General features: G+C 52.4%; 17 protein-coding genes and 1 other RNA gene. 6 read left to right on the plus strand and 12 right to left on the minus strand.

Annotation, left to right across the window (positions count from 1 at the left end):
* Positions 1 to 3: 3 nt before the first annotated feature.
* A complete protein-coding gene (gene lplA, locus EO763_RS09185) occupies positions 4 to 1,020 on the plus strand; it encodes a lipoate--protein ligase (protein WP_161528755.1) in 1,017 nt (338 codons plus the stop codon).
* A gap of 176 nt (positions 1,021 to 1,196) precedes the next feature.
* Positions 1,197 to 2,648, plus strand: coding sequence for a protein adenylyltransferase SelO (locus EO763_RS09190; RefSeq protein WP_161530366.1), 1,452 nt, complete (start codon positions 1,197 to 1,199; stop codon positions 2,646 to 2,648).
* Between the two features lie 21 nt (positions 2,649 to 2,669).
* Here EO763_RS09190 and EO763_RS09195 read toward each other — a convergent pair whose 3' ends face one another.
* From EO763_RS09195 to EO763_RS09220, 6 genes are all read right to left on the minus strand, one after another.
* Positions 2,670 to 3,467: a heme ABC transporter ATP-binding protein gene (locus EO763_RS09195; protein ID WP_039537998.1), complete on the minus strand. Its 798-nt coding sequence runs from the start codon at positions 3,465 to 3,467 to the stop codon at positions 2,670 to 2,672.
* The gene (locus EO763_RS09200) at positions 3,460 to 4,464 is read right to left on the minus strand and encodes a FecCD family ABC transporter permease (RefSeq protein ID WP_039481224.1); all 1,005 of its coding nucleotides are present in this window, start codon (positions 4,462 to 4,464) and stop codon (positions 3,460 to 3,462) included. The genes EO763_RS09195 and EO763_RS09200 overlap by 8 nt, the downstream gene beginning before the upstream one ends.
* Positions 4,461 to 5,279: a heme/hemin ABC transporter substrate-binding protein gene (locus EO763_RS09205; RefSeq protein ID WP_161528756.1), complete on the minus strand. Its 819-nt coding sequence runs from the start codon at positions 5,277 to 5,279 to the stop codon at positions 4,461 to 4,463. Before EO763_RS09205 ends, EO763_RS09200 begins: the two co-directional genes overlap by 4 nt.
* Positions 5,276 to 6,325, minus strand: a complete 1,050-nt coding sequence (locus EO763_RS09210) for a hemin-degrading factor (RefSeq protein WP_161528757.1) — start codon at positions 6,323 to 6,325, stop codon at positions 5,276 to 5,278. Before EO763_RS09210 ends, EO763_RS09205 begins: the two co-directional genes overlap by 4 nt.
* A 202-nt stretch (positions 6,326 to 6,527) precedes the next feature.
* Positions 6,528 to 7,850: a 6-phospho-alpha-glucosidase gene (locus EO763_RS09215; protein WP_044205143.1), complete on the minus strand. Its 1,323-nt coding sequence runs from the start codon at positions 7,848 to 7,850 to the stop codon at positions 6,528 to 6,530.
* Positions 7,847 to 9,442 carry an alpha-glucoside-specific PTS transporter subunit IIBC gene (locus tag EO763_RS09220; protein ID WP_161528758.1) on the minus strand — a complete coding sequence of 532 codons (1,596 nt, stop codon included), beginning with the start codon at positions 9,440 to 9,442 and terminating at the stop codon, positions 7,847 to 7,849. The genes EO763_RS09215 and EO763_RS09220 overlap by 4 nt, the downstream gene beginning before the upstream one ends.
* Before the next feature lie 300 nt (positions 9,443 to 9,742).
* Between EO763_RS09220 and EO763_RS09225 the strand changes: the two genes are divergently transcribed.
* Positions 9,743 to 10,456 carry a GntR family transcriptional regulator gene (locus tag EO763_RS09225; protein WP_161528759.1) on the plus strand — a complete coding sequence of 238 codons (714 nt, stop codon included), beginning with the start codon at positions 9,743 to 9,745 and terminating at the stop codon, positions 10,454 to 10,456.
* Between the two features lie 54 nt (positions 10,457 to 10,510).
* Here the strand turns inward: EO763_RS09225 and EO763_RS09230 are convergent, their stop codons facing one another.
* From EO763_RS09230 to ppsR, 3 genes are all read right to left on the minus strand, one after another.
* Entirely contained in the window at positions 10,511 to 12,322 is a 1,812-nt protein-coding gene (locus EO763_RS09230) for a glycoside hydrolase family 13 protein (protein ID WP_161528760.1), read from the minus strand.
* A gap of 364 nt (positions 12,323 to 12,686) precedes the next feature.
* Entirely contained in the window at positions 12,687 to 13,739 is a 1,053-nt protein-coding gene (locus tag EO763_RS09235) for a 3-deoxy-7-phosphoheptulonate synthase (RefSeq protein WP_161528761.1), read from the minus strand.
* 203 nt (positions 13,740 to 13,942) lie between these two features.
* Positions 13,943 to 14,764, minus strand: coding sequence for a posphoenolpyruvate synthetase regulatory kinase/phosphorylase PpsR (gene ppsR, locus EO763_RS09240; protein ID WP_039490055.1), 822 nt, complete (start codon positions 14,762 to 14,764; stop codon positions 13,943 to 13,945).
* 300 nt (positions 14,765 to 15,064) lie between these two features.
* Between ppsR and ppsA the strand changes: the two genes are divergently transcribed.
* Positions 15,065 to 17,443 (plus strand): phosphoenolpyruvate synthase, encoded by a 2,379-nt coding sequence (gene ppsA / locus EO763_RS09245; RefSeq protein ID WP_161528762.1) that lies wholly within the window; start codon positions 15,065 to 15,067, stop codon positions 17,441 to 17,443.
* Positions 17,444 to 17,732: 289 nt separating this feature from the next.
* Here ppsA and apbE read toward each other — a convergent pair whose 3' ends face one another.
* The 3 genes from apbE to ydiK all read right to left on the minus strand — a co-directional run bounded on the left by apbE (position 17,733) and on the right by ydiK (position 20,407).
* Positions 17,733 to 18,779: an FAD:protein FMN transferase ApbE gene (apbE, locus tag EO763_RS09250; protein WP_103970867.1), complete on the minus strand. Its 1,047-nt coding sequence runs from the start codon at positions 18,777 to 18,779 to the stop codon at positions 17,733 to 17,735.
* Between the two features lie 91 nt (positions 18,780 to 18,870).
* Positions 18,871 to 18,982, minus strand: an RNA gene (rprA, locus tag EO763_RS09255) — antisense sRNA RprA.
* Positions 18,983 to 19,297: 315 nt separating this feature from the next.
* Entirely contained in the window at positions 19,298 to 20,407 is a 1,110-nt protein-coding gene (gene ydiK / locus EO763_RS09260) for an AI-2E family transporter YdiK (protein WP_103860436.1), read from the minus strand.
* A gap of 297 nt (positions 20,408 to 20,704) precedes the next feature.
* On the opposite strand from ydiK, the gene ydiJ reads away from it, so the two are divergent.
* Entirely contained in the window at positions 20,705 to 23,758 is a 3,054-nt protein-coding gene (gene ydiJ / locus EO763_RS09265; RefSeq protein WP_161528763.1) for a D-2-hydroxyglutarate dehydrogenase YdiJ, read from the plus strand.
* Entirely contained in the window at positions 23,758 to 24,174 is a 417-nt protein-coding gene (menI, locus tag EO763_RS09270; protein WP_161528764.1) for a 1,4-dihydroxy-2-naphthoyl-CoA hydrolase, read from the plus strand. The genes ydiJ and menI overlap by 1 nt, the downstream gene beginning before the upstream one ends.
* Positions 24,175 to 24,242: the final 68 nt, after the last annotated feature.

Consider the following 24,242-nt stretch of genomic DNA (forward strand, 5'->3'; position numbering starts at 1 on the left):
CTCATGTCCTCTCTGCGTTTATTGATCTCCGACTCTTACGATCCCTGGTTTAATCTGGCCGTTGAGGAGTGCATCTTTCGTCAGATGCCTACCACGCAGCGGGTACTGTTTTTATGGCGCAATGCGGAAACTGTCGTCATTGGGCGCGCCCAGAATCCGTGGAAAGAGTGCAATACGCGGCGGATGGAAGAAGATGGCATCAAGTTGGCGCGGCGCAGCAGCGGCGGCGGAGCGGTCTTCCACGATCTCGGTAATACCTGCTTTACCTTCATGGCGGGCAAACCGGAATACGATAAAAGCGTCTCAACGCAGATTGTTCTGGATGCACTCAGTTCGCTTGGGTTAAAGGCCAGCGCCTCGGGGCGCAATGATCTGGTGGTGGAAACTGCGGACGGTGTACGCAAGGTATCTGGTTCTGCCTACCGCGAAACCAAGGATCGCGGGTTCCATCACGGCACGCTGCTGCTGAACGCAGATCTCAGCCGCTTAGCCGATTATTTGAACCCGGATGTTAAGAAACTACAGGCAAAAGGGATTACGTCTGTGCGTTCGCGTGTCGCCAATCTGGTGGAATTACTGCCTTCTGTCGATCATCAGGCGATTTGTCAGGCGGTGACGCAGGCCTTCTTTGATTATTTTGGCGAACAGTGCGAGCCGGAAATCATCTCGCCATCTGCCCACCCAGATCTACCCAGGTTCAGCGAACAGTTTGCGCGTCAAAGTAGCTGGGAATGGAACTTCGGTCAGGCGCCGGATTTCTCGCATTTACTGGATAACCGCTTTACCTGGGGCGGCGTTGAATTACATTTCGATGTGGAGCGCGGCGTGATCGTTCGTGCCCAGATTTATACCGATAGCCTGAATCCCGCGCCGTTAGAAGCACTCGCTTCCGCATTACAGGGAACAGCGTATCGTCCAGAAGCCTTGGCGGCAGCGTGTCAGGCACTGATTACCGCTTTCCCCGAACAGCAAAATGAATTGCAGGAACTGGCTGAGTGGCTGGAGCAGAGTCTGCGCTAGACGTCCTGTTTTTCTCAACGAATCGATGACAAGGAAACGTAAGGGAAATAATACCCCTGCGTTTCTTCCGTGTTAATTTCAGTGCCATCCCTCTACACTTTCTATCTACCCGTTAATTGTTGTGTGGTGAGCGCGTGGCTCTCTTCACCGGAATAGAGTGGTATTAGGGAGTCATGATGCAGCAAACACCGTTATTCAAAAATCACTATTTTGACCAACTGCCGGGGTTCTATACCGCGCTACAGCCGACGCCGCTGCATGGCGCTCGTCTGCTTTATCACAGCGAGGGATTGGCTGCGGAACTCGGTCTGTCGTCTGACTGGTTTACGCCAGAACAGGATGCTGTCTGGAGCGGCGAACGTTTGCTGCCGGGAATGGCGCCACTGGCGCAGGTTTATAGCGGTCATCAGTTTGGCGCGTGGGCCGGTCAGTTGGGTGACGGGCGCGGCATTCTGCTAGGGGAACAACAGCTGGCGGATGGCCGCAGTATGGACTGGCACCTGAAAGGTGCGGGGCTGACGCCGTATTCGCGCATGGGCGACGGCCGTGCGGTGTTGCGCTCAGCAATACGCGAATTTCTGGCCTCGGAAGCGATGCACCATCTGGGAATTCCCACCACGCGGGCGCTGACGATTGTCACCAGTACACATCCGGTCCTGCGTGAGCAGGAAGAAAAGGGAGCAATGCTGCTGCGCGTGGCAGAGAGCCATGTGCGTTTCGGTCATTTTGAGCACTTCTACTATCGCCGCGAGCCAGAAAAGGTGCGTCAGCTGGTGGAGTATGTGATCGCCCGCCACTGGCCGCAGTGGGAAAACGACGAGCGGCGTTATGAGCTGTGGTTCGGCGATGTGGTAGAGCGTACTGCCCGTCTGATTACACACTGGCAGGCCGTCGGTTTTGCGCACGGCGTAATGAATACGGACAACATGTCGATTTTAGGGCTGACCATCGATTATGGCCCTTACGGCTTTTTAGATGCCTATCAGCCTGATTTCATTTGTAATCACTCCGACCATCGCGGGCGCTATGCGTTCGACAATCAGCCTGCCGTAGGACTGTGGAATTTGCATCGTCTGGCGCAGGCGCTGTCGGGGCTGATGGATACTGAAACGTTGGAGCGCGCGCTTGCCCGCTATGAACCGGCGTTGATGCAGCACTATGGCATGCTGATGCGCGCTAAGCTGGGCTTATTTACCGCAAGTTCTGAAGATAATGACGTGCTGGTCGGGCTGTTGCGTTTGATGCAGCAGGAAGGCAGCGATTACACCCGCACGTTCCGTCTGCTGGCAGACAGCGAGAAGCAGGCATCACGCTCGCCGCTCCGTGATGAATTCATCGACAGAGCCGCGTTCGATAGCTGGTTTGCGACCTATCGCCAGAGGCTGATGCAGGAAGAGCAGGGCGATGAGGAACGTCGTCGGTTGATGAATGCAACGAACCCAAAATATATTCTGCGTAATTATCTGGCGCAGATGGCGATTGAACGGGCGGAAAGTGACGACATCGGTGTGCTGGCGCGTCTGCATCAGGCGCTATGTCAGCCGTATGATGATCAGCTTGATATGAACGATTTAGCGGCGTTGCCGCCAGAATGGGGCAAACATCTGGAGATTTCCTGCTCCAGTTGAACCGGAGCAGGGGGGACTTGGCTATTGCCGCAGATAAACCTGCGGAATGGTGTAGTCAGGGTGTGAACCGACGCTGAGATCGGCGCGATACCAGTGGGTCAACGTCTCTGCCTGTAGCACTTGCGCAGGCGTGCCTTGTGCGACCAGCTTCCCTTCGTGCAGCAGCAGAATGCGGTCGGCATACAGCGCGGCCAGATTCAGGTCGTGCAGGACGCAGCATACGGATAACGGCTGTTCGCGTGTCAGTTGCTTGAGCAGGCGTAAGAGGTGCTGCTGGTGGTACAGATCCAGCGCCGAAGTCGGTTCATCGAGAAATAACCAACCCGGCGTTGGTTCTGGATGCCACAGCTGCGCCAGCACGCGAGCCAGTTGCACCCGCTGCTGCTCCCCGCCGGAAAGCTGACGATAGTCGCGCGTAGCCAGTTCCAGACAGCCCGTTTGCGCCATGACCTGCTGAATAACATCATCATTTTTCGGGTAGCGGCCATGAGGGGAGCGCCCCATCGCAACGACATCCCGCACGCTAAACGCAAACGCCATGCCGCTATGTTGACGCATCACCGCACGCGTTTTTGCGAGCGCGCCGGGCTGCCAGTGCGAAAAAGGCTGTCCGGCTAGCAGGCACTCGCCTTCATCTGGCGTCAAATAACCGGTCAGTAAACGGAGCAGGGTGGATTTCCCCGCACCGTTAGGGCCGATAATCGCGACGATTTCCCCAGGATGTAGCGCCAGAGAAACGTCATCTGTCAGATAACGCCCGTTGGTCTGAAAGCGTAGATGACGTGCGACTAACGTCCGGTCGTACGCTGAGTCAGTCATTGCCTCGTCCTTTATGCTGAACGATCAGCCATAAGAAATACGGCCCGCCAATCAGGCTACTTAACAAACCAACAGGCATTTCTGCTGGAGAAAGCAGCGTGCGTGCCAGCGTATCCGCAAACAACAGCAGACAGGCACCGCCGAGGATAGAGCCGGGGATGAGCCAGCGATGGTCGGCACCCAGATGCATGCGCATCAGGTGTGGGATGATAAGCCCGATAAACCCGATCACGCCGCTGACCGCCACCGCCACGCCAACTAACAGCGAACTCAGCAACAGTAACGTGTACTTGGTGCGTTTCACATTAACGCCAAGGTAATGCGCCTCTTCGTCCCCTAATTGCAACACGTTCAGACGGTGCGCGTAGTATAACGTGGCGATCGTGGCAGGGATGACCAGCGTGCTGGCAACGAGCAGCATTGGCCATTGTGCTTGTCCGAGGCTCCCCATTCCCCACAGTGAGAACTGGCGCAGTTGCTGATCGGTACTGATGTAGGTCAACACGCCGATGAGGGCAAGACACAGCGCATTGAGCGCAATACCTGCCAGCAATAGTCGGGTTAATCCACCCTGTTCGGAGCGGCTGAGGATGAAAATGATCGCTGTAATTGCCAGACTACCCGCGAAGGCAGCGAACATCGGGCCGTAAAGCGCCAGCAGAGGGGGAAGGCCGAGCGGCAGCACGATAGTCAGCGCCACGCAGAGCGCGGCACCACTGCTGATACCCAGCAGGCCGGGATCGGCGAGCGGATTGCGAAATAACCCCTGCATAATCGCGCCGGAACAAGCCAGCGCACCACCGACGAGGATCGCCAGCAGCACGCGGGGCACGCGGATATTCAGCCAGATATGCCAGATCGGATCGTCAAGCGGCGTTTGCCATAACATCTTGAGTGATAGGGGGAGCGCACCCATGTTGGCGGCACCCACCATCAGTGCCACCATCAATAACAGCAGTGCGATCAACCACGTGCGCGGGTGAAACCGTGACGTCATTTTATCGCTTCAGCTGTTTGACGCAGTGTTGCCATCAGCGCTGGGGTATCGAGCGTGAAGCCGAGCATTGCCATGTCATCGACCACTAACAGGCGTTTGTTCTTACCCGCAGGTGTCAGTTCCAGGCCGGGTAATTTCCAGACCTGTGCTTCACCACCCAACGTTTTCAATCCTTGACTGGAGATCAGAATCAGATCCGGCGCACTGGCGATCACACCTTCCTGCGACAATGGCTGGTAGCGCTCAACGTTTTGCATGGCATTTTTTAATCCGGCGCTGCGGATAATGGTGTCTGGCGGGCTATTTTTGCCCGCAGCCAGCGCGGTCATGCCGCCGTGGCTGAGAATGAACAGCACATTAACCGGCAGCGGTGACGTTTTGACTGCCGCCAACTGTTGCTGATAAGTTTCCGCTAGTTTTTTACCTTCTGCGTCCTTTCCTAGCGTCTGAGCGATGGCCCCGATTTTCTTCGGCACCGCATCCAGCGATGGCTCGGCGGTTACATGAACCACTTTTGTGCCGCTGTCCGCAACTTGCTGCAGGATGAGTGATGGCTGAGACAGATCGCTGGCGAGAACCAGAGACGGTTTCATTGCCAGAATCCCTTCCGCATTGAGGTGACGCATGTAGCCTACATCAGGCAGTTTCTTCACGGCTTCCGGATGCAGGCTGGTACTATCGCGCGCAACCAGATCTTTCTCCGCGCCCAGCGCATAGATAATTTCCGTGACGTCGCCGCCGATAGAAACGATACGTTCGGCAGCAGACACCCCCAGCGGGAGTGTCAATAGCAGGGGGAATAGCCAGTTTTTCATGCGGCGAGATCCTTATGCGGTTTCAGGGCATTGATTTGGTCACGCCACTGCTGTTGTTCCGGCGTGCCTTCAGTACGTTGCCCAAAGAGTTGTGCAATTTGAGAGCCGTCAGCGGCATAGAGCTCGAGGCTGGTCACAATACCGTCGGCTGTCGGTTTACGCGTGATCCAACTTTCAGCGATCGCGCCTTCGATCAGATGCAGGGTGAAATCTTTATTAAAGATGTTAATCCATTCCGCATGCTGCTCCATACGTTCTACACGCTCAAGCGTACCGGTGAAGATTTGCACACAGCCACGGTTACCGACAAATACCATGATCTCGTTCTGATCTTCACGTGCGGCAAACAGAATCTGTGACAGCGCATCGTTTTCTACACGGTAGGCTAGATCGTCGGCGACCGAGTTAAACGCCTGCTGACGTGTCAGGTTATAGCGCTTGAGCAGAATAAAGAAATCATGCACATCCGTCATCGCACGCCATTCCGCTTCAAGCTGAGGATTATGGGCAACGACCTGCTCGACTGCTGCGCTGTTCGCTGGGCGAAGTGCCAACGCGGGATTTTCGCTGCTGGTAAATTTCTCAACAAATAACTGCCAGGCGTCCATGTCCGTGGTGTCGGTCGTGTAGACCTTCAGAATGGCATCACCTTGATGATCGAAAAATTGAATACTCTGGCGCTCACCGCGTGCGGTATTTTCACGCAGCGCAAAGGCGGAAGCCCATTGAGAAAGGAACAAACGCAGATCCAACTCGCGCGGATTGAGGATAAGGCCAGCGTGCCCATCAAGCGTCTGGTTTTGATAGTAACCGGTGTGCTCATGCACGGCGTATTCGTTGCGCGTGATCGACTTGGTATTACCAACTTGCTCCAGTGCACTGAGCCAAACTTTGGCATCACCCTGTAGACGCTGTGCATCGTGTCCGACGCGGGCGTGAGTTAATTCCGCTTCACTGATGCCGAGTTGTGCAGCCAGATCGCGGGCGTATTTACGCGGATGTTCTACTTTAGCCTGGAGGTATTGTTGGTAAATGGACGTCTGCATCTCGTTCCCTTAATCGTTGTCGTGTTGATTATAGCAATGAATGAGAATCATTTTCATGTAACAAAAACGCAACCTCAAGTGAAGTTTTCTTAATAAGTGGAATAAGGGAAATTGCGTGAGGCGTTTATGTGTCGCGAGATACCGGGAAAGGTAGAAGGAGAAAGCCCCTCCACGATAAGAAGGGGCGGTAAATCGTTTACGGCTAGTGTAATTCAGGCCAGAAATTGCGGTTGGCGTCAATCAGATCGTCCAAAATGGCTTTGGCGACGCTTGCGCTAGGAACCGTTTTGGACAATGTCAGCGCTTGCCACAGCTTTTGATACGATCCCTCTTCCCAGGCTTCAACCACCAGTTTTTCGACGGCAACCTGCTGGCTCATTAATCCTTTTTGGAACGTAGGGATGTCACCTATTTGCAGCGGCTCTGGCCCATGGCTTCCTACGAGACACGGAATTTCCACCATCGCGCTAGGATCAAAATTACGTATCGCGCCGTTGTTCTCAACAATCAATAGCATTCTTTCTCGCGTGTTAAATGCGATAGCGCGTGCCAGATCGACAATATAAGAAGCATGTTCATCGATTTCGAGATCGCCAGCAGCACCCGATTTCGCTTCAGTGATGGCGCGGCAAGCGCCAAACACCTGTTTTTCCCGTCCGGCCATAACCTCATTGGCTCGCGTATAGTCAGGATTGGCATGCGCCACGACATAATCGGGGAAGAAATAATATTTCAGGTAGGTATTGGGCAGCGTCTGCGGATCGAGTGCGCAGACATCTTTCGCTTTGGCGAACGTGTCGTTCCAGCTTGCTTCGTTATGGTTCTCAACCGTCAGTGGAATATAGCCATGTTGAGCGACGTGTTCGCGGATGGTTGGCAGTAACTCGTTACCGTCTTTATCCTGGATCGATGTCCACCAGCCGAAGTGATTCAGTCCGTAGTAGCGTACCGTCATCTCCTTGCGTGACTTCAGGCCAAGAATGTCTGCCATTCTGCCTTCTATGCCGATTGGCATATCACAGATATTGAGTATTTTTGCATTAGGACGCAGCTTGCGGGTGGCTTCTGCCACGATTGCCGCTGGGTTGGAGTAATTTAGCATCCACGCCTGTGGTGAGTATTGCTCCATGTAATCCACTAATTCAAGCACGCCGCCAATGGAGCGCATACCGTAAGCAATTCCGCCCGGGCCACAGGTTTCTTGCCCAACTACGCCGTGACGAAGTGGAATTTTTTCATCCAGTTCGCGCATAGGGTACTTACCGACGCGAATGTGTGCCATCACAAAGTCCACGTCGGTAAATGCGGTTTGTGGATCGGTGGTATAGCTGAACTTGATTTCAGGCGCCTGCTCTTGCAGCAAAATTTTGCAGGCTTCGGCGACGATTTCCTGACGAGCGCTGTCGTTGTCATAAAATTTCAGCGTACCGATCGGAAAACGATCCTGATTTTGCAGCAGCATAAGAACAATGCCTGGGGTAAAAGTACTGCCACCGCCTGCGATTAAAATTGAAAATTTTTTCATGGTTGAACCTCCATAGGGTGTGTGTTTTGCATGAGATTTTCCAGACGATCGCGTACCTGAGGAACCGACAGGCCGACGATAATCTGAATGGCGTGATTGTTGCGGACGACGCCGTGTGCTCCGAGCTGGCGGAATACGTCATCGGATTGCATTAACGTTGGATCTGCCAGCGTAATGCGTAAACGGGTGGCGCAGTTGGTGAGACTAGCTATGTTTTCCGCTCCGCCCAACGCGGTCAGATAGGCTTTAGCTTCGTCCTGTTGTGCTGCGTGTTGTGTCACGTGTTGAGGCGTGGTTTTTCCAGCAAGATCTGCTTTTGAATAGAGGCGAATTTCGCTGTCTTCCCGTCCCGGTGTTTTGATGTTGAAACGCAAAATCACGGTGCGAAAAATCAGGAAATAAAGAAAGGAGAACAGGATGCCGACGCTAATTTGGATGACCATATTCATGGCGTGATGGTGGAACATGGGAAGCCAGTTCTGCGTGGCGATTTCAATCAGTCCGCCGCCCATATTGCCGACTACGCCCAGAATATACATCACGGTGGTCATCGTAGCGGCCAACACAGCATGTATCGCGAACAGAACAGGGGCGATGAACAAGAAAGTGAACTCAAGTGGTTCGGTGATACCAACCAGCACGGAAGTCAGTACGGCAGGGATCAACAGTCCTGCAACTTTGCTTTTGTTTTCAGGGCTGGCTGTGGCGTACATGGCTGCGGCGATGCCGATGGCACCAAAGATCTTGGCGTTGCCAAACAGCGCGAACCCGCCAACGGGAAAAAGCGTCTTCAATGGCAGTGTGGACTGACTAAAAGCCTGAATGTTTGCGATCCAGTTAACCTGAATACCGCCTTCTACTGCGACTGGACCATAGATAAACGGTCCGTAAACGAAATGATGTAGTCCGGTGGGGATTAAAATGCGTTCCAGAAACGTGTATACCCAGACTCCGGCAGCGCCCGATGCCAGAAGCAATCCCTGAAGGGACGCGATTCCCATCTGGATTTTAGGCCAGATAAGTAAGGTCAGCCAGGCGGCTGGTAGCATCAACAGGAAGCTGATGATCACCACAAAAGCAGTACCTTGAAATATACCGAGATAAACCGGCAGCGTTTTATCGTAATAACGGTTGTGAAGGGCGGTGATAAAGGCGGAGATGACGATAGCGCCAATAATGCTGGTATCCAGCGTTTTGATGCCTGCGATCGACGTTAATCCACTGATGCCGCCGATCTCGGCGCTGAAATCAATATTGAAATAGCCGCCCCATTGGGTCGCCATTGCTTGAATAAGGTAATTAAAGGTCAGGTAAGACACCAGTGCTGCAAGACACGCTCTGGCAGGTGAGTGATTTGCCAATCCAATCGGCAGACAAAACGCAAAAATCAGTGGCATATTGCGGAAGATGGTCCATCCGCCTTCTTCAATCACATAAACTATCTGAAAAAATAGGCTGTCTGGGTTAGCTAACTCACCCACAAGTAGGGGATTCGACAGCATGATCGCCAATCCGACGACGATACCGGCAAAAGGAAATAGCAGCACTGGTGTGAACATTGCGCCACCAAACCGCTGAATTTGACTGAGCATAATGGTGTCCTTCATTTTTATGTTTGTAGGGAAATTTATTTTTTTGGTCTAGATAACGCGTTCTGTAGTGAGAATAAGCAGGTCGCTTCACACAAACAGAGCGTGTATCGATGATTTGTGAGCTCAATCAACAAGTTGGCGTATGGAAAGAGGTATAGCTTTTGGCAGTCTTGCAGACCTGTTTATTCTGTGCGGGAAAGCGTTGGCGATGAGAGAAACGTAATACTATGATTAGAAAATAAAAATTAAGGGTGTCGGGTGAATCTCATGGCATCGGAAAGAGGAAAGGGAGGTCTAAAAGTGATCTATAAATTTATTGCCGAACAGATTCGTTCACGCATTAATTCTGCAGAATTCCGCGTTGGTGAAGTGTTGCCCGCGGAGAAACATTTGGCGAAAGAATTCTCCGTTTCGCGAATGACCTTACGTAAAGCGCTAGAACTGCTGGTGGCTGAAGGGCTACTGGAGCGCCGCCACGGGAGTGGAACCTACATCCTACAAAAAGATGTTCAGCATGAGAGTCACGCGCTGAACAGTTTTGCCGAACATATGCGTTTGATTGGTCGTACGACGACCAATGACGTCGTGGATTTTCGTATTATCCCCGCGCCGCCAGCGATTGCCCGACAGTTGCGGCTTAGGACAGATGAAAAGATCTACTTTGCCCAACGTATTCGCTACGTGGACGGTAAATCCTGTATGTTGGAAGACAGCTATTTACCGGTTGCTCCCTTTCCAGAACTGTCGGTCAAGCATTTGCAGGGATCAAAATTCGCTTATATCGAGGATGAAAAGCACATTGAGATTGCCGGTTGTTACGAAGTTTTCTCGCCGATTTTAGCCGATGCATCGGTGGCACGCTTATTAAGCGTTAGAGAGGGAGCGCCGATGTTACAAATGACATCGCTATCGCAGTCGGTTGAAGGAGCGTACCTTGATTTTTCGATTATGATTTATAACGTACATGATTATCAGGTTAGCTTTTATATGCAGCGTAATAAGCTTTCGCTGTAAATTCGCCCGCTCGCCGGGATGTGACGTGCGGGCGTACCGACGAGTTCAACGCGATTAGTTCAACTGATAAATACCAGATTGCCACGGCTGTAACTCAAGCGTCGTCACGTTCGGTTTTACCTTATCTTTTTGCCCACTTTCTAGTAAGGGCTGTTTGATGGAAAGCGTTTTCGGCAGCGCGTAATGCACGGGTTTCTCTTTAAAGTTCACCACGACGAGATAACGTTGTTGGTTGAGTTCACGAGTATAAGCAAGTACCTCGTTATTGTTCGGATCGAGATCCTGATAGGTTCCGTAGGTGAACGCTGGCGTGGCATGACGAAGTGCGATCAACTGACGATAGAAATGGAAGATGGAGTCTGGGTTTTGCGTTTGCTCCTCTGCATTGATGTTTTTATAGTTGGGATTAATGCGGAACCAGGGAGTACCTGTAGTAAAGCCTGCCTGTGCCGTATTGCTCCAGTGGAATGGTGTGCGACTGTTATCGCGACTAGTTTGTTTCACGTTTTCCAGAAAGACATCAGGTTTCACTTTTCCGGTCTCTACAAAGTCCTGCCAGAAGCCTTTAACTTCAATGTCATCGAATTCAGACAATGACGTAAACGGGTAGTTGGTCATGCCCAATTCGTCTCCTTGATAAATAAACGGGGTCGCTCGCTGCGTTAATGCTAAGGTCGCCAGCGCTTTGGCGGAACGGGTGCGCCACTCGGGGCGATCGTCACCGAAGTGTGATACGGCACGCGGGTTGTCATGGTTGCTCAGGAAAAAGGTATTCCAGCCATGTTGCCCAGCCATGTCGACCAGCCGCTTGTTGATCTGACGGAACTGGGACAGCGTCCAATCATTCCGTCGCCATCTTTCCTCTACGGCGCGATCGAGACGGATAAGATCGAATGAGAAGGCCATATCGAGTTCTTTACGGCGTTGATCGATAAACGGGGCCGCTTCCTCAAGCGGTACACCGAAAATTTCACCTGCGGAAACGACGTCGTATTTTGCCAGCACCTTCTGGTGCATTTCCTGAATGTAACGGTGCAGATTAGGGCCCTGCGTATAGGTGTAGGCAAAATTTTGCAGTTGCTTTGGCGTCAGGTCGGGGAAAGCGGGATTCTTGGAAAAGGTTGCCACAGTATCCATACGCAGCCCGGAAACGCCTTTATCAATCCAGAAACGCAGCATGTCGTACACCTCTTCACGTACTTTGGGATTATCCCAATTCAGATCGGGCTGCTGTACGCCAAAATAGTGTAAATAATATTGCTGTGTTACGTTATCTTTCTGCCAGGCGGAACCGCCGAAGAAGGAGGGGTAATTATTAGGCGGTGTGCCACCTTTACCATCGCGCCAAATATAATAGTCGCGATAAGGATTATCTTTTGATTTTTTACTTTCGATAAACCATTTATGTTCATCGCTGGTGTGATTAACGACAACATCTATCATTAATCGCATATCACGCTTTTTCATTTCTGCAATGAGACGATCGAAGTCATCCATTGTGCCATATTCTTTCATTATCTTGCGATAATCACGAATATCGTATCCATTATCGGTATTCGGCGAGTCATAATGGGGGTTAATCCAGATGGCATTAATGCCGAGTGCCTTTAAATAATCGAGCTTTTCGGTCAGTCCTTTCAGGTCGCCAATTCCGTCACCGTCACTGTCTTTAAATGAGCGGGGATAAACCTGATAGAATACGGCTTCTTTCCACCACACGGGATGCACAGAAACGCCATCATTAACGGCTACCACCGCCTGTGTATCCTGCTGATTATGAACTGTTGCCGCGTCATTAACGGCTGAAAATGATAATCCTGCCGCCAGCATTGCGCTGAGCGTCATTCGAGTAGTAAGTATCGTCATAGTAATTAAACCACGTATTTAACATTATAATTTGGCTGAGTAAAACAGCCATGCCATATCATCAGTAGGCCGCTGTACAGAAATAAGAGTAGCCCTGTCGTGTATGGATAAATAAATATAAACAATGAATCCTATTCTAGATTCTATTAATGACTTTACTCCATGGTTTTACATGGTCAACTTATAATTGCCAGGGAAATACTACGCCCACACGTTGTTTTCCTGCAAAAAAAATAAGCGTGAAAACTAATATCACCACATTACTCATCAGCTAAAAGAAGGAGGAAGAGTATTGCGTTGCGAAGCAATTGGAGGGAATGAGATACTCTATATTCCCCGTGGCGGTGAACCACAGGGAGAGTGATTAAGCGTGGAATCGGCTGTCGACGGCGTCCGCCAGACGTGCCAGCAGCGTTTCGGTATCCTGCCAGCTCAGGCACGGATCGGTAATAGATTGCCCATACGTCAATGCTAGAGGATTGATCGCTGGCTGGTTGCCTTCAATTAAGAAACTTTCCGCCATGATGCCCGCGATAGCGCGTGAACCCGCGCGAATTTGCTGGCAAATGTCGTCGGCAACGTCGAGCTGACGGCGATGCTGTTTCTGACAGTTGGCATGGCTAAAATCGACCACCAGATGTTCGGGCAACGAGAATTCACGCAGGCGATCGCAGGCGGCGGCGATATCTTCCGCGTGGTAGTTCGGTTTTTTCCCGCCGCGCATAATAATGTGGCCAAACGGGTTGCCCTGCGTTTTGTAGACTGACATGAGGCCCTGCTTATCCGGCGAGAGGAACATGTGCTGGGCGCGAGCAGCACGAATGGCATCGACGGCGATGCGCGTATTACCGTCCGTCCCGTTCTTGAAGCCAACAGGGCAGGACAGCGCTGAAGCCATTTCTCGGTGGATCTGGCTTTCGGTAGTTCTCGCGCCAATCGCGCCCCAGCTAATTAGATCGGCGATATATTGGCCAGTGACCATATCGAGGAATTCCGTCGCGGTCGGCAATCCAAGCTGATTGACGTCCAGCAGCAGGCGGCGTGCAATTTCCAGCCCTTCATTCACCTGAAACGTTCCATTGAGCGCGGGATCGGAAATGAGTCCCTTCCAGCCCACCACCGTGCGCGGTTTTTCAAAATAGGTGCGCATGACGACTTCCAGTCGATCCTGATACTGCGTGCGTAGTGCAGCCAGACGGCGTGCATAATCTAACGCGCTATCGGTGTCATGGATGGAACACGGGCCAACTACGACGAGTAAACGGGGATCTTGACCCGTTAGAATGGCTTCAATTTTCTTGCGTGACGAGGTGACATTTTCGGCAACGGCAGGGGTAATCGGGAGTCTGGCGAGTAGCGTTTGAGGCGTCACCAGACTCTCGATGCGCGCGCTCCGCAGTTCATCTGTTTGCAGCATGTTTTATCTCTGAATACGGTCAAGCCTAAAACCTGTCGTCACCGAAATGCATGGACATGACCGTGTTTTCAGACAGCGTTTTCAGGCTATGTTTCCGACTAAAAGGTTGCTTCGCAGCGGCGAAATGCCGGGAAGTGATGGTGCACACAATAAACGAAATGGCGCACATTACAACCGCATCAGGATAAAAAATCTATCATGTACTAGTACATTCTTCGACTCATGCCGAGAATGTCGATGATTTTGGCGGAAATTTCCTCAACGGAATAATTGGTGGTGTTGAGATATTTAATCTGATGCTTGCGAAATAGCGCTTCAACTTCACTGAGTTCCATACGGCACTGGCGCAACGAAGCGTAGCGACTGTTGCCCCGACGCTCTTCTCGAATGGCCGCCAGCCGTTCGGCATCAATGGTGAGCCCGAATAGCTTGTGCTGGAAAGGTTTTAACGCGTCAGGCAGGCGCAGGTTATCCATATCATCGGCAATAAAAGGATAGTTAGCGGCGCGAATGCCGAATTGCATCGCCAGATACAGGCTGGTCGGCGTTTTACCGCAGCGTGACACGCCCAGCAAAATAACCTGTGCCTGATCGAGGTTGCGCAGCGAAATGCCGTCATCGTGCGCTAGCGTATAATCGATAGCGGCAATACGAGCGTCGTATTTACTTAGGTTATTGGCCGTCAAACCGTGAGTGCGATTGGCAATCGGCGTAGGCGGTGTGTTCAATTCTTCCTGCAAGGGGGCAACCAGCGCCTGTACGATGTCCTGGCAAAACCCTTCGCTGCTGGTAATAATGTTACGCACGGTCGGCGTGACGATGGAGTAAAACACCAGCGGGCGCACACCGGTTTGCTGATATAGCGTATTGATTTGCTCACACACGGCTTTGGCGCGCGCTTCACTTTCCACGAAAGGTAAGGTATAGCTAACCGTGTTCACGGGGAATTGGGATAACACCGCATGACCCAGTACTTCTGCCGTAATGGCTGTACCGTCCGAGACATAAAATACGTTTCTTTCCACATAACCCCCTTGTGATATTTCCGACAGCTCGAACACGTTAACCTCGTCAAAAATTGCGTTTCAATAATACTTTTATTAAAACACCATTTCATTATCTTCATGATAAAGAATGCTAATCTTCTACGATATTGGATTTTTACCGTGTTAAGCAATCATTCGCCGTGAAATCAGTTTTTTTTCATAGGTTGATCGATTCACCTGTCCATGTTCATCAAAACGCTATGCTAACCTGATTGCGTTGAGGCGATTCTCAACCGAACTCTTTCATACCCTAATTGTATGCAGAAAGGATTATTTTCGATGTCCAATAACGGCCCTGATTTGCGTAATGTCCTTTGGTATAACCAGCTCGGTATGCACGACGTTGAAAGGGTGGGGGGCAAAAATGCCTCTCTGGGTGAAATGATCACCAACCTTTCAGGATTGGGCGTAGCTGTTCCCAACGGTTTTGCGACAACGGCGCAGGCGTTTAATGATTTTCTTAATCAAAGCGGGATCAACCAGCGCATTTATGAGCTGCTCGATCGCACCGACATTGACGATCTGAGTCAACTGGCGAGCGCGGGTACGCAGATTCGCCAGTGGATTATTGATACGCCATTCCAGCCGGAGCTGGAAAAGGCAATCAGTGACGCCTATCAGCAACTGGCCGATGGTGAGAAAGACGCCTCGTTTGCCGTGCGTTCTTCCGCCACGGCAGAAGATATGCCGGATGCGTCCTTTGCCGGCCAACAGGAAACCTTCCTGAACGTGCAGGGCATTGACGCGGTGATGGTGGCGGTGAAGCATGTGTTTGCGTCGCTGTTTAACGATCGTGCGATCTCCTATCGTGTGCATCAGGGCTATGATCACCGCGGCGTGGCGCTGTCGGCGGGCGTACAACGCATGGTGCGCTCCGATCTGGCGTCTGCGGGTGTGATGTTTACCATCGATACCGAATCTGGTTTTGATCAGGTGGTGTTCATCACCTCGGCTTACGGCTTGGGTGAAATGGTGGTGCAGGGCGCGGTGAACCCGGATGAGTTCTATGTTCATAAACCGACCTTGCAGAACAACAAACCGGCGATTGTGCGCCGTAACATGGGTTCGAAAAAAATCCGTATGGTGTATGCCGCGAGTCAGGAACATGGCAAGCAGGTACGGATTGAAGATGTGCCGACAGAACAAACGACACGTTTCAGTCTAACGGATGATGAAGTGCAAGCGCTGGCGCGTCAGGCGCTGCTGATTGAGAAACACTACGGCCGCCCGATGGACATCGAGTGGGCGAAAGACGGCCACACGGGCAAACTCTATATCGTGCAGGCACGCCCTGAGACCGTACGTTCCAACGGCCAGGTCATGGAGCGTTATCACCTGCCTGCCAGTGGCACGGTGCTGGTGGAAGGCCGTGCGATCGGCCACCGTATCGGTGCGGGCGAAGTAAAAGTGATTCAGGACATCAGCGAGATGCACCTGATCAACGCGGGCGATGTGCTGGTGACTGACATGACCGACCCAGACTGGGAACCGATCATGAAGAAGGCGGCGGCGATTGTTACCAATCGCGGCGGACGTACCTGCCACGCGGCGATTATCGCACGTGAGCTGGGCATTCCGGCCGTCGTGGGCTGTGGCGATGCGACCGAGCGTTTGCGCAAAGGGCAGAAAGTGACTGTGTCCTGTGCGGAAGGCGACACTGGTTATGTGTATCAGGATCTGCTGGACTTCTCCGTGAAGAGTTCACAGATTGATGAAATGCCTAAACTGCCGCTGAAAATCATGATGAACGTAGGTAACCCTGACCGCGCATTTGATTTCGCCTGCCTGCCAAACGATGGCGTCGGTCTGGCGCGTCTGGAATTCATCATCAACCGCATGATTGGCGTGCACCCGCGTGCGCTGCTGGAATTCGACCAGCAAGCCCCTGAGCTGCAACGCGAAATCAGAACGCTGATGCAGGGCTACGACGATCCGGTGGAATTCTACGTAGGTCGTCTAGTGGAAGGGATCGCGACGCTGGCAGCGGCATTCTCGCCGAAGCGTGTCATCGTCCGTCTGTCCGATTTTAAATCGAACGAATACGCCAATCTGGTCGGCGGTGAACGCTATGAGCCGGAAGAAGAAAACCCGATGCTGGGCTTCCGCGGTGCAGGCCGCTACGTATCGCCGGACTTCAAAGCCTGTTTTGCGCTGGAATGTGAAGCGGTCAAACGCGTGCGTAACGTGATGGGTCTGAAGAACGTCGAGATCATGATCCCGTTCGTTCGTACCGTGGCGCAAGCGGAAGCGGTGATTGCCGAACTGGCGAGTCAGGGTCTGCGCCGTGGCGAAGACGGTCTGAAAATCATCATGATGTGCGAAATTCCGTCCAACGCGCTGTTGGCCGATGAATTCCTGCAACACTTTGATGGCTTCTCCATCGGTTCAAACGACATGACGCAGCTGGCGCTGGGTCTGGATCGCGACTCTGGCGTGGTATCGTCGCTGTTTGATGAACGTAACGATGCGGTCAAGGCGCTGCTGTCGATGGCGATTAAAGCCGCCAAGAAACAGGGTAAATACGTCGGTATTTGCGGTCAGGGCCCGTCAGATCACGAAGATTTCGCGCTCTGGCTGATGGAGCAGGGCATCGATAGCCTGTCGCTCAACCCGGACACCGTGGTGCAAACCTGGCTGAATCTGGCGGAGCACAAGTAATCCGTAATGTGGGTGTCTGATATCCGTAGTCATCAGCCATTCAGGTTGTTGAAACAATATTTACAGAATGAAAACGGTGGTAATGGAATAGAAGAGTAAAGCGTTTGCGCCATGGACAAAAGCGTCAGGAACGCTTTTGAACGTCGCTTGCGACTGCCCTGCAAGGGTGAATCTCAGGGATGAGATTCATATCTGCGCAATCCGAGCGTACAGGGATGTATTTACAGCGTCTTTACGATCTATCCATTACCACCGCTCGGCCGCTGCTTATCGCAAGCCGTGCTGAAAATCACGGTGCTGCAATCAGGAAGGATTTGAACTGTGGCGTCATCACTGCGCTAAAGCCTTTATCCGTTTTGGTAATCAGATAAACCGCCAACCCCTGCTGTTCCGCCAGCTTCAACGCCTTCTCCGTTCCCAACACCATCAAACCCGTATCCCAGCCATCGGCTTCCAGCGCGGTTGGCGCAATCACGGTTGCAGAAACCAACTGATGAGTAATCGGTCTGCCCGTCTCGGGATCGATAACGTGAGAATAGCGTTTGCTGTCTTCCTCAAAATAATTCCGATAGCTGCCGGAGGTGCTGATCGCATAACCCTGCAAATTCACCGCCGCCTGCGCTGCATTTTCCTGATCGGTTGGCTTCTGAATCGCCACACGCCACGGCGTACCCTCGGCGTTCACCCCACGGCTGGAAATCGCACCACCGACGGAAACCAGATAATTGGTGATCCCTTTACGCGTCATTAGCTGCGCAAGAACGTCTGCGCCGTAGCCTTCGCCCAGCGTGGAGAGATCGACATACAAATCCGGAAGGTCTTTCTGAATCCACTCGCCTTTTTCGTCACCGATCAGTTTCAGGTGGCGCAGCCCGACATTTTGCCGCGCTAAATCAATCTGCTGTTGGCTGGGAATCCGCGTAGGCTGCTTCTGCGGGCCGAATCCCCAGAGATTAACCAACGGGCCGACGGTGATATCCATCGCGCCGTGCGTGGCGTTACCGATACGCAGCGCGGCCAGAATGATATCCGCCATGCCATTGCTGATGGGCTGTGGTTCCGTTCCCCGGTACTGATTAAAACGCGACAGTACCGAATCGTCACGGTAGGTGGAAATGTCGTTATTGGCCTGCTCCAGCAGGGCATCGATTTCCCGTTGCAGCTGCGTTTTATCTTCGGTGACATCGCCGCTAATTTTGACGCTGTAAAATGTCCCCATGGTCTTGCCTTCAATGGTCAACAAAGGGCGCTGTGTCGTCGGCGTTGGATTATCGCAGGCTGTCAGAAGGGTGAATAAGCCACAGAGTAGCAATCTCTTCGCGGCGAGAGGCATCATGAAAAACTCCTGAAAAACTGAACTGAGAGTAGGCAAACAGGAGAGTAACAAAAAAGGGATGAGGCGTAATTGAATGGAAGACAAATGAAAGGAAAAAAAAGGCCCATCTCAGGGGATGGGCAAAGACTACACACAGCAATTCGTTACTAACTCTGACGAGGAGGAAACCTCATTGACAAACAGTAGGTTAATACTAGCTCCGGTATTTATCCTATGGATTATGGCCTATCCAGTCATTAAGAATCATCCTAATAGTTAATTATCTTTTAAGAGTTGCTTTCTCAGAGTTTTTATATTGTCAATAATATTGATGCATTAGAGAAATGATATCAAAATTTTTAGGACTAATCCCTAGGAATAGAGGGTTAATCATTAGCTACTTTTACCTATTGAAAAAGTAAGGGAATGATAGTGTCGAAAAAATAGAATCGGAAAATAGAGCCGAAGAAGCGATGTCGGGAAAGGGAATGCGTGGGCGGCGCACCACCCACGGGAAGATAAAACAGTGATTACCGGTCTTACTCTTTATTCGGTGTGTTAGACGTATTAACGGAGAGGATGTTTTGCGGTTCGGGGATTTCACGCATCCAGGCAAACAGCAGACGGTAGGAAACGGCGAGGACGACCGGGCCAATAAATATCCCAATCATGCCAAACGCCAACAACCCACCAATCACGCCGGAAAGAATCAGCAGCATAGGAAGATCGGCTCCCATTCTGATTAATACCGGACGGATAATGTTATCGATTGTGCCAACGAAACAGCTCCATACCAGTAGGATGGTGCCCCAGGTGGTATCGCCCGTCCAATACAGCCAGATAATCGCAGGAATCAATACCGGAAGTGGCCCCAACTGCGCCAGACAACATAGAAACATCAGAACGGTTAATAGTGTGGTGTAGGGAATCCCTGATAGCCCCAGACCGATTCCGCCTAACACCGATTGCACGATAGCCGTTACCACCACGCCCAGTGCGACGGCACGAATTGACTGTGCTGCCAGAATCACGGCGGCATCGCCGCGCTCCTGTCCCAGCCGGATAGCGAAATGTCGCACGGCCTTCGCAACGGCTTCGCCCTTGTAATAGAGCAGGGCGCTGAAGATCAGCATCAGGGAGCAGTGCATCAGAAAACGCCCGACATGCGCAGCCTGTGCCACCAGCCAGGTTGCCGTTTTACCAAAATAGGGTTGCACCTTGGCGAACAGACCGCTGCCACCGCTTTGCAACAGCGCCTGCCAGCTGTTAAATAATTTCTCTCCCACTAAAGGAATGGACGTCAGCCACTCTAGCGTCGGTGGCGAAAAATTTTCCTGTCTGGCTCCCCAGCTCATTAACGCCGAACTGTTATCCACCACGCTGCTGACAAGAACGGCAATCGGGACAATAAATAGCAGGATAAGCAGCAACGTCATCACCAGCACTGCCAGAGAACGCCGCCCCCATAATAGCGCCTGAAATTTAATCAGCATTGGCCAGGTGGCAATGACCACCATACATGCCCAGGCGAATCCCAGAATAAAAGGCTGCACCACCCAAAAACAGGCAATAATCATGATAGTAATAAACACCAGACTGAACAGGATTCTGGCCAGGTCAAATCGTGGTGGTTGAGAATATTTGCTCAACGAATGGTTCCTCAATAGCAAAAGAAAAGGCTGAAGGTGAGGTGGTTTGGGTGAACTGATTTAATCACAACGTCATCATGAGATATTTCCGGGTGTTTTGACAGCCTGTTGAACATTTTGTTGGTGAAACGACGGTTCGCCAACACGCTGTATGTTTTTGCCGATCCGGGAGCGCACACGATTGCGAAATGTGATAAAACGTGATGTCCCCGATGACAGAGCGGCTATAGCAGACTCTTCACAGGCATTTCACGACATATTGGCAAACACATCATGTACGGACAGGGTCAAAAAATAATGATCCCACAGATCACGCAATCTCCCGGGCTGGTCCAGCCGGTGCTTAATTTTCTGGAAGCATTGAAGAAAAATGGATTCACAGGCGATACGGCGACTAATTATGCCGATCGTCTGACGATGGCAACGGATAACAGTATCTACCAACTTTTGCCGGATGCGGTGGTTTTCCCACGCTCAACCGCCGATGTGGCGATCCTCTCGCGGCTGGCGGGTGATACGCGTTTTTCCGGGCTGACCTTTACGCCACGCGGTGGCGGGACAGGAACGAACGGGCAGGCGCTGAATCGCGGCATCGTGGTCGATATGTCGCGTTATATGAACCGCATTCTGGAGATCAATCCAGAACAGGGCTGGGTACGCGTCGAGGCTGGCGTGATTAAAGACCAACTTAATCAGTACCTGAAGCCTTACGGCTATTTCTTTGCACCTGAACTGTCGACCAGTAACCGAGCGACGCTGGGTGGCATGATCAATACCGATGCATCAGGGCAAGGTTCGCTGGTGTACGGTAAAACCTCAGACCATGTGCTGGGGCTGCGTGCGGTTCTGCTGGGCGGCGAAATGCTGGATACGCAGGCGATGCCGGTCGAGCTGGCAGAGAAACTGGCGTTAGAAGATTCCGCCATCGGCCGTATTTACCATACGGTGCTGCACCGCTGTCGCGAACAGCGTGCGTTGATTATCGACAAGTTCCCTAAGCTGAATCGTTTTCTGACGGGTTATGACCTGCGCCATGTGTTCAGCGACGATCTCCGTACCTTTGACCTGACGCGTATTCTGACCGGGGCGGAAGGGACGCTGGCGTTTATCACCGAAGCGAAGCTCGATATCACGCCGCTGCCGAAGAGCCGTCGTCTGGTCAATATCAAATACGACTCCTTCAACTCCGCGTTGCGCAATGCACCGTTCATGGTGGAAGCGAAAGCGTTATCCGTTGAAACTGTGGATTCCAAAGTCTTAAACCTTGCCCGCGAAGATATCGTCTGGCATTCCGTTAGCGAACTGATTACCGATGTGCCTAATCAGGAAATGCTCGGCCTGAATATCGTTGAGTTCGCGGGGGATGATGAAGCACTGATTAACGGGCAGGTCGACTCACTCTGTCAACGGCTGGATACGCTGCTGGCAAGCGGAGAAGGCGGGGTGATTGGTTACCAAACCTGTAACGATCTGGCCGGAATCGAGCGTATTTACGCGATGCGGAAAAAAGCCGTCGGGCTGCTGGGCAACAGCAAAGGATTGGCGAAACCGATTCCGTTTGCGGAAGATACCTGCGTGCCGCCGCAGCATCTGGCGGATTACATCGAAGAGTTTCGTGCGCTGCTGGACAGCCATAACCTGACGTACGGTATGTTCGGCCATGTGGACGCAGGGGTGCTGCACGTTCGTCCCGCGCTGGACATGTGCGACCCGCAACAGGAAATGCTGATGAAGCAGCTTTCCGACCAAATTGTCGCGCTGACGGCCAAGTATGGCGGTCTGCTGTGGGGCGAACACGGCAAAGGCTTCCGCGCCGAATACAGCCCTGAATTCTTTGGGCCGGAGCTGTATGCCGAACTGCGCCGTATCAAAGCGGCGTTCGACCCCGATAACCGACTTAATCCCGGAAAAATTTGTGCGCCGCTGGACGTGGATGCGCCGATGATGAAAGTCGATGCGGTCAAGCGCGGCACCTTTGATCGCACGATCCCGCTGACGGTGCGTACCGCGTTCCGTGGCGCGATGGAATGTAACGGTAACGGACTATGTTTTAACTTTGATGCCCGTAGCCCAATGTGCCCGTCGATGAAAATCAGCGGCAACCGTATTCATTCACCGAAAGGTCGTGCGACGCTGGTTCGTGAATGGTTACGCCTGCTGGCGGAGCAGGGCGTCGATCCGGTCACGCTGGAGAACGCCTTGCCGCAGCAGAAGCTGAGCCTGCGCGCGTTTATCCAGAAGACCCGCAATACCTGGCAGGCGAAGCAAGGGGACTACGATTTTTCGCACGAAGTCAAAGACGCGATGTCGGGCTGTCTAGCGTGTAAAGCCTGCTCAACGCAGTGCCCTATCAAAATTGATGTGCCCGGTTTCCGCTCTCGCTTCCTGCAACTTTACCACACGCGCTATCTGCGTCCGGTGCGTGATTATCTGGTGGCCGGTGTCGAAAGCTATGCGCCGCTGATGGCGCGCAGCCCGAAGACGTTTAACTTCTTCCTGAAAATGCCGCTGCTGAATAACCTGAGCCGCAGCCAGATTGGTATGGTCGATTTGCCCTTGCTGTCATCGCCGTCGCTGCGTCAGCAGTTTGCCGGGCATAGCGGCGTCAACACCACGCTGGAACAGCTGGAACAGTTGCCGGAAGCGGCGCGCCAGCAGTATGTGTTAATCGTGCAGGATCCGTTTACCAGCTATTACGATGCGCAGGTGGTGGCTGATTTCGTCCACCTGATCGAAAAACTGAAGCTGAAACCGGTGCTGTTGCCGTTCTCGCCAAACGGAAAAGCGCAGCACATTAAAGGCTTCTTGCAGCGTTTTGCCAAAACGGCCTCGAAGACGGCAGATTTCCTGAACCGCGTAGCTAAACTGGGGGTGCCAATGGTGGGCGTCGATCCCGCGCTGGTGCTGTGCTATCGCGACGAATACCGTGAAATTCTGGGTGAGAAACGTGGCGATTTTCAGGTGCAACTGGTGCATGAATGGCTGATGACGGCTTTGGCAGACAGCACGCCGCAGTCTGCTACTGGCGAATCCTGGTATCTGCTGGGCCACTGTACGGAAACCACGGCGCTGCCGATCAGCACGAAACAGTGGTCAGACATTTTCTCGCGCTTTGGTGCCAAACTGGAGAATGTCAGCGTCGGATGTTGCGGCATGGCGGGAACCTACGGGCATGAAACCAAGAACCTTGCTAACTCGCAGGGAATCTATGCATTGTCCTGGCAGCAGGTGTTGCAGAAGTTACCGCAGAAACGCTGCCTGACTACCGGCTATTCGTGCCGCAGTCAGGTGAAACGCATGGAGGGTAGCGCATTGCGCCATCCGCTACAGGCCTTGCTGGAGATTATCTGATGTTATGGAAACGACAGGTTACGCTTGAGCAACTGAATCAACAGAGCCAAACGTGTATGGTGGGTCATGTCGGTATTTGCTATACCCATATCGCGGATGATGTTCTGGAAGCGGTGATGCCGGTAGATTCTCGCACGCGCCAGCCATTTGGCTTATTGCACGGCGGCGCGTCTGTTGTGCTGGCGGAATCGCTGGGTTCCGTCGCGGGCTATTTGTGTTCTGAAGGCGATCAGCAAGTTGTGGGGCTGGAAATTAATGCCAACCATCTGCGAGCCGTGCGTGAAGGAGAAGTGCGGGGCGTGTGCCGGGCGCTTCACGTTGGCCGCCGTAGCCAGGTGTGGCAGATTGAGATTTTTGATAATCAGAATCGCCTGTGTTGCATTTCACGTCTGACGACGTCGGTCATTACACCGTAAAACTGTAAACATGAAGCACTGAACCAGACTGCTGGCGGGTCTGGTTCGGTTGTTCTGAGAAAACATTG

This window comes from Pectobacterium odoriferum (genome assembly GCF_009931295.1).
GTDB classification, from domain to species: domain Bacteria; phylum Pseudomonadota; class Gammaproteobacteria; order Enterobacterales; family Enterobacteriaceae; genus Pectobacterium; species Pectobacterium odoriferum.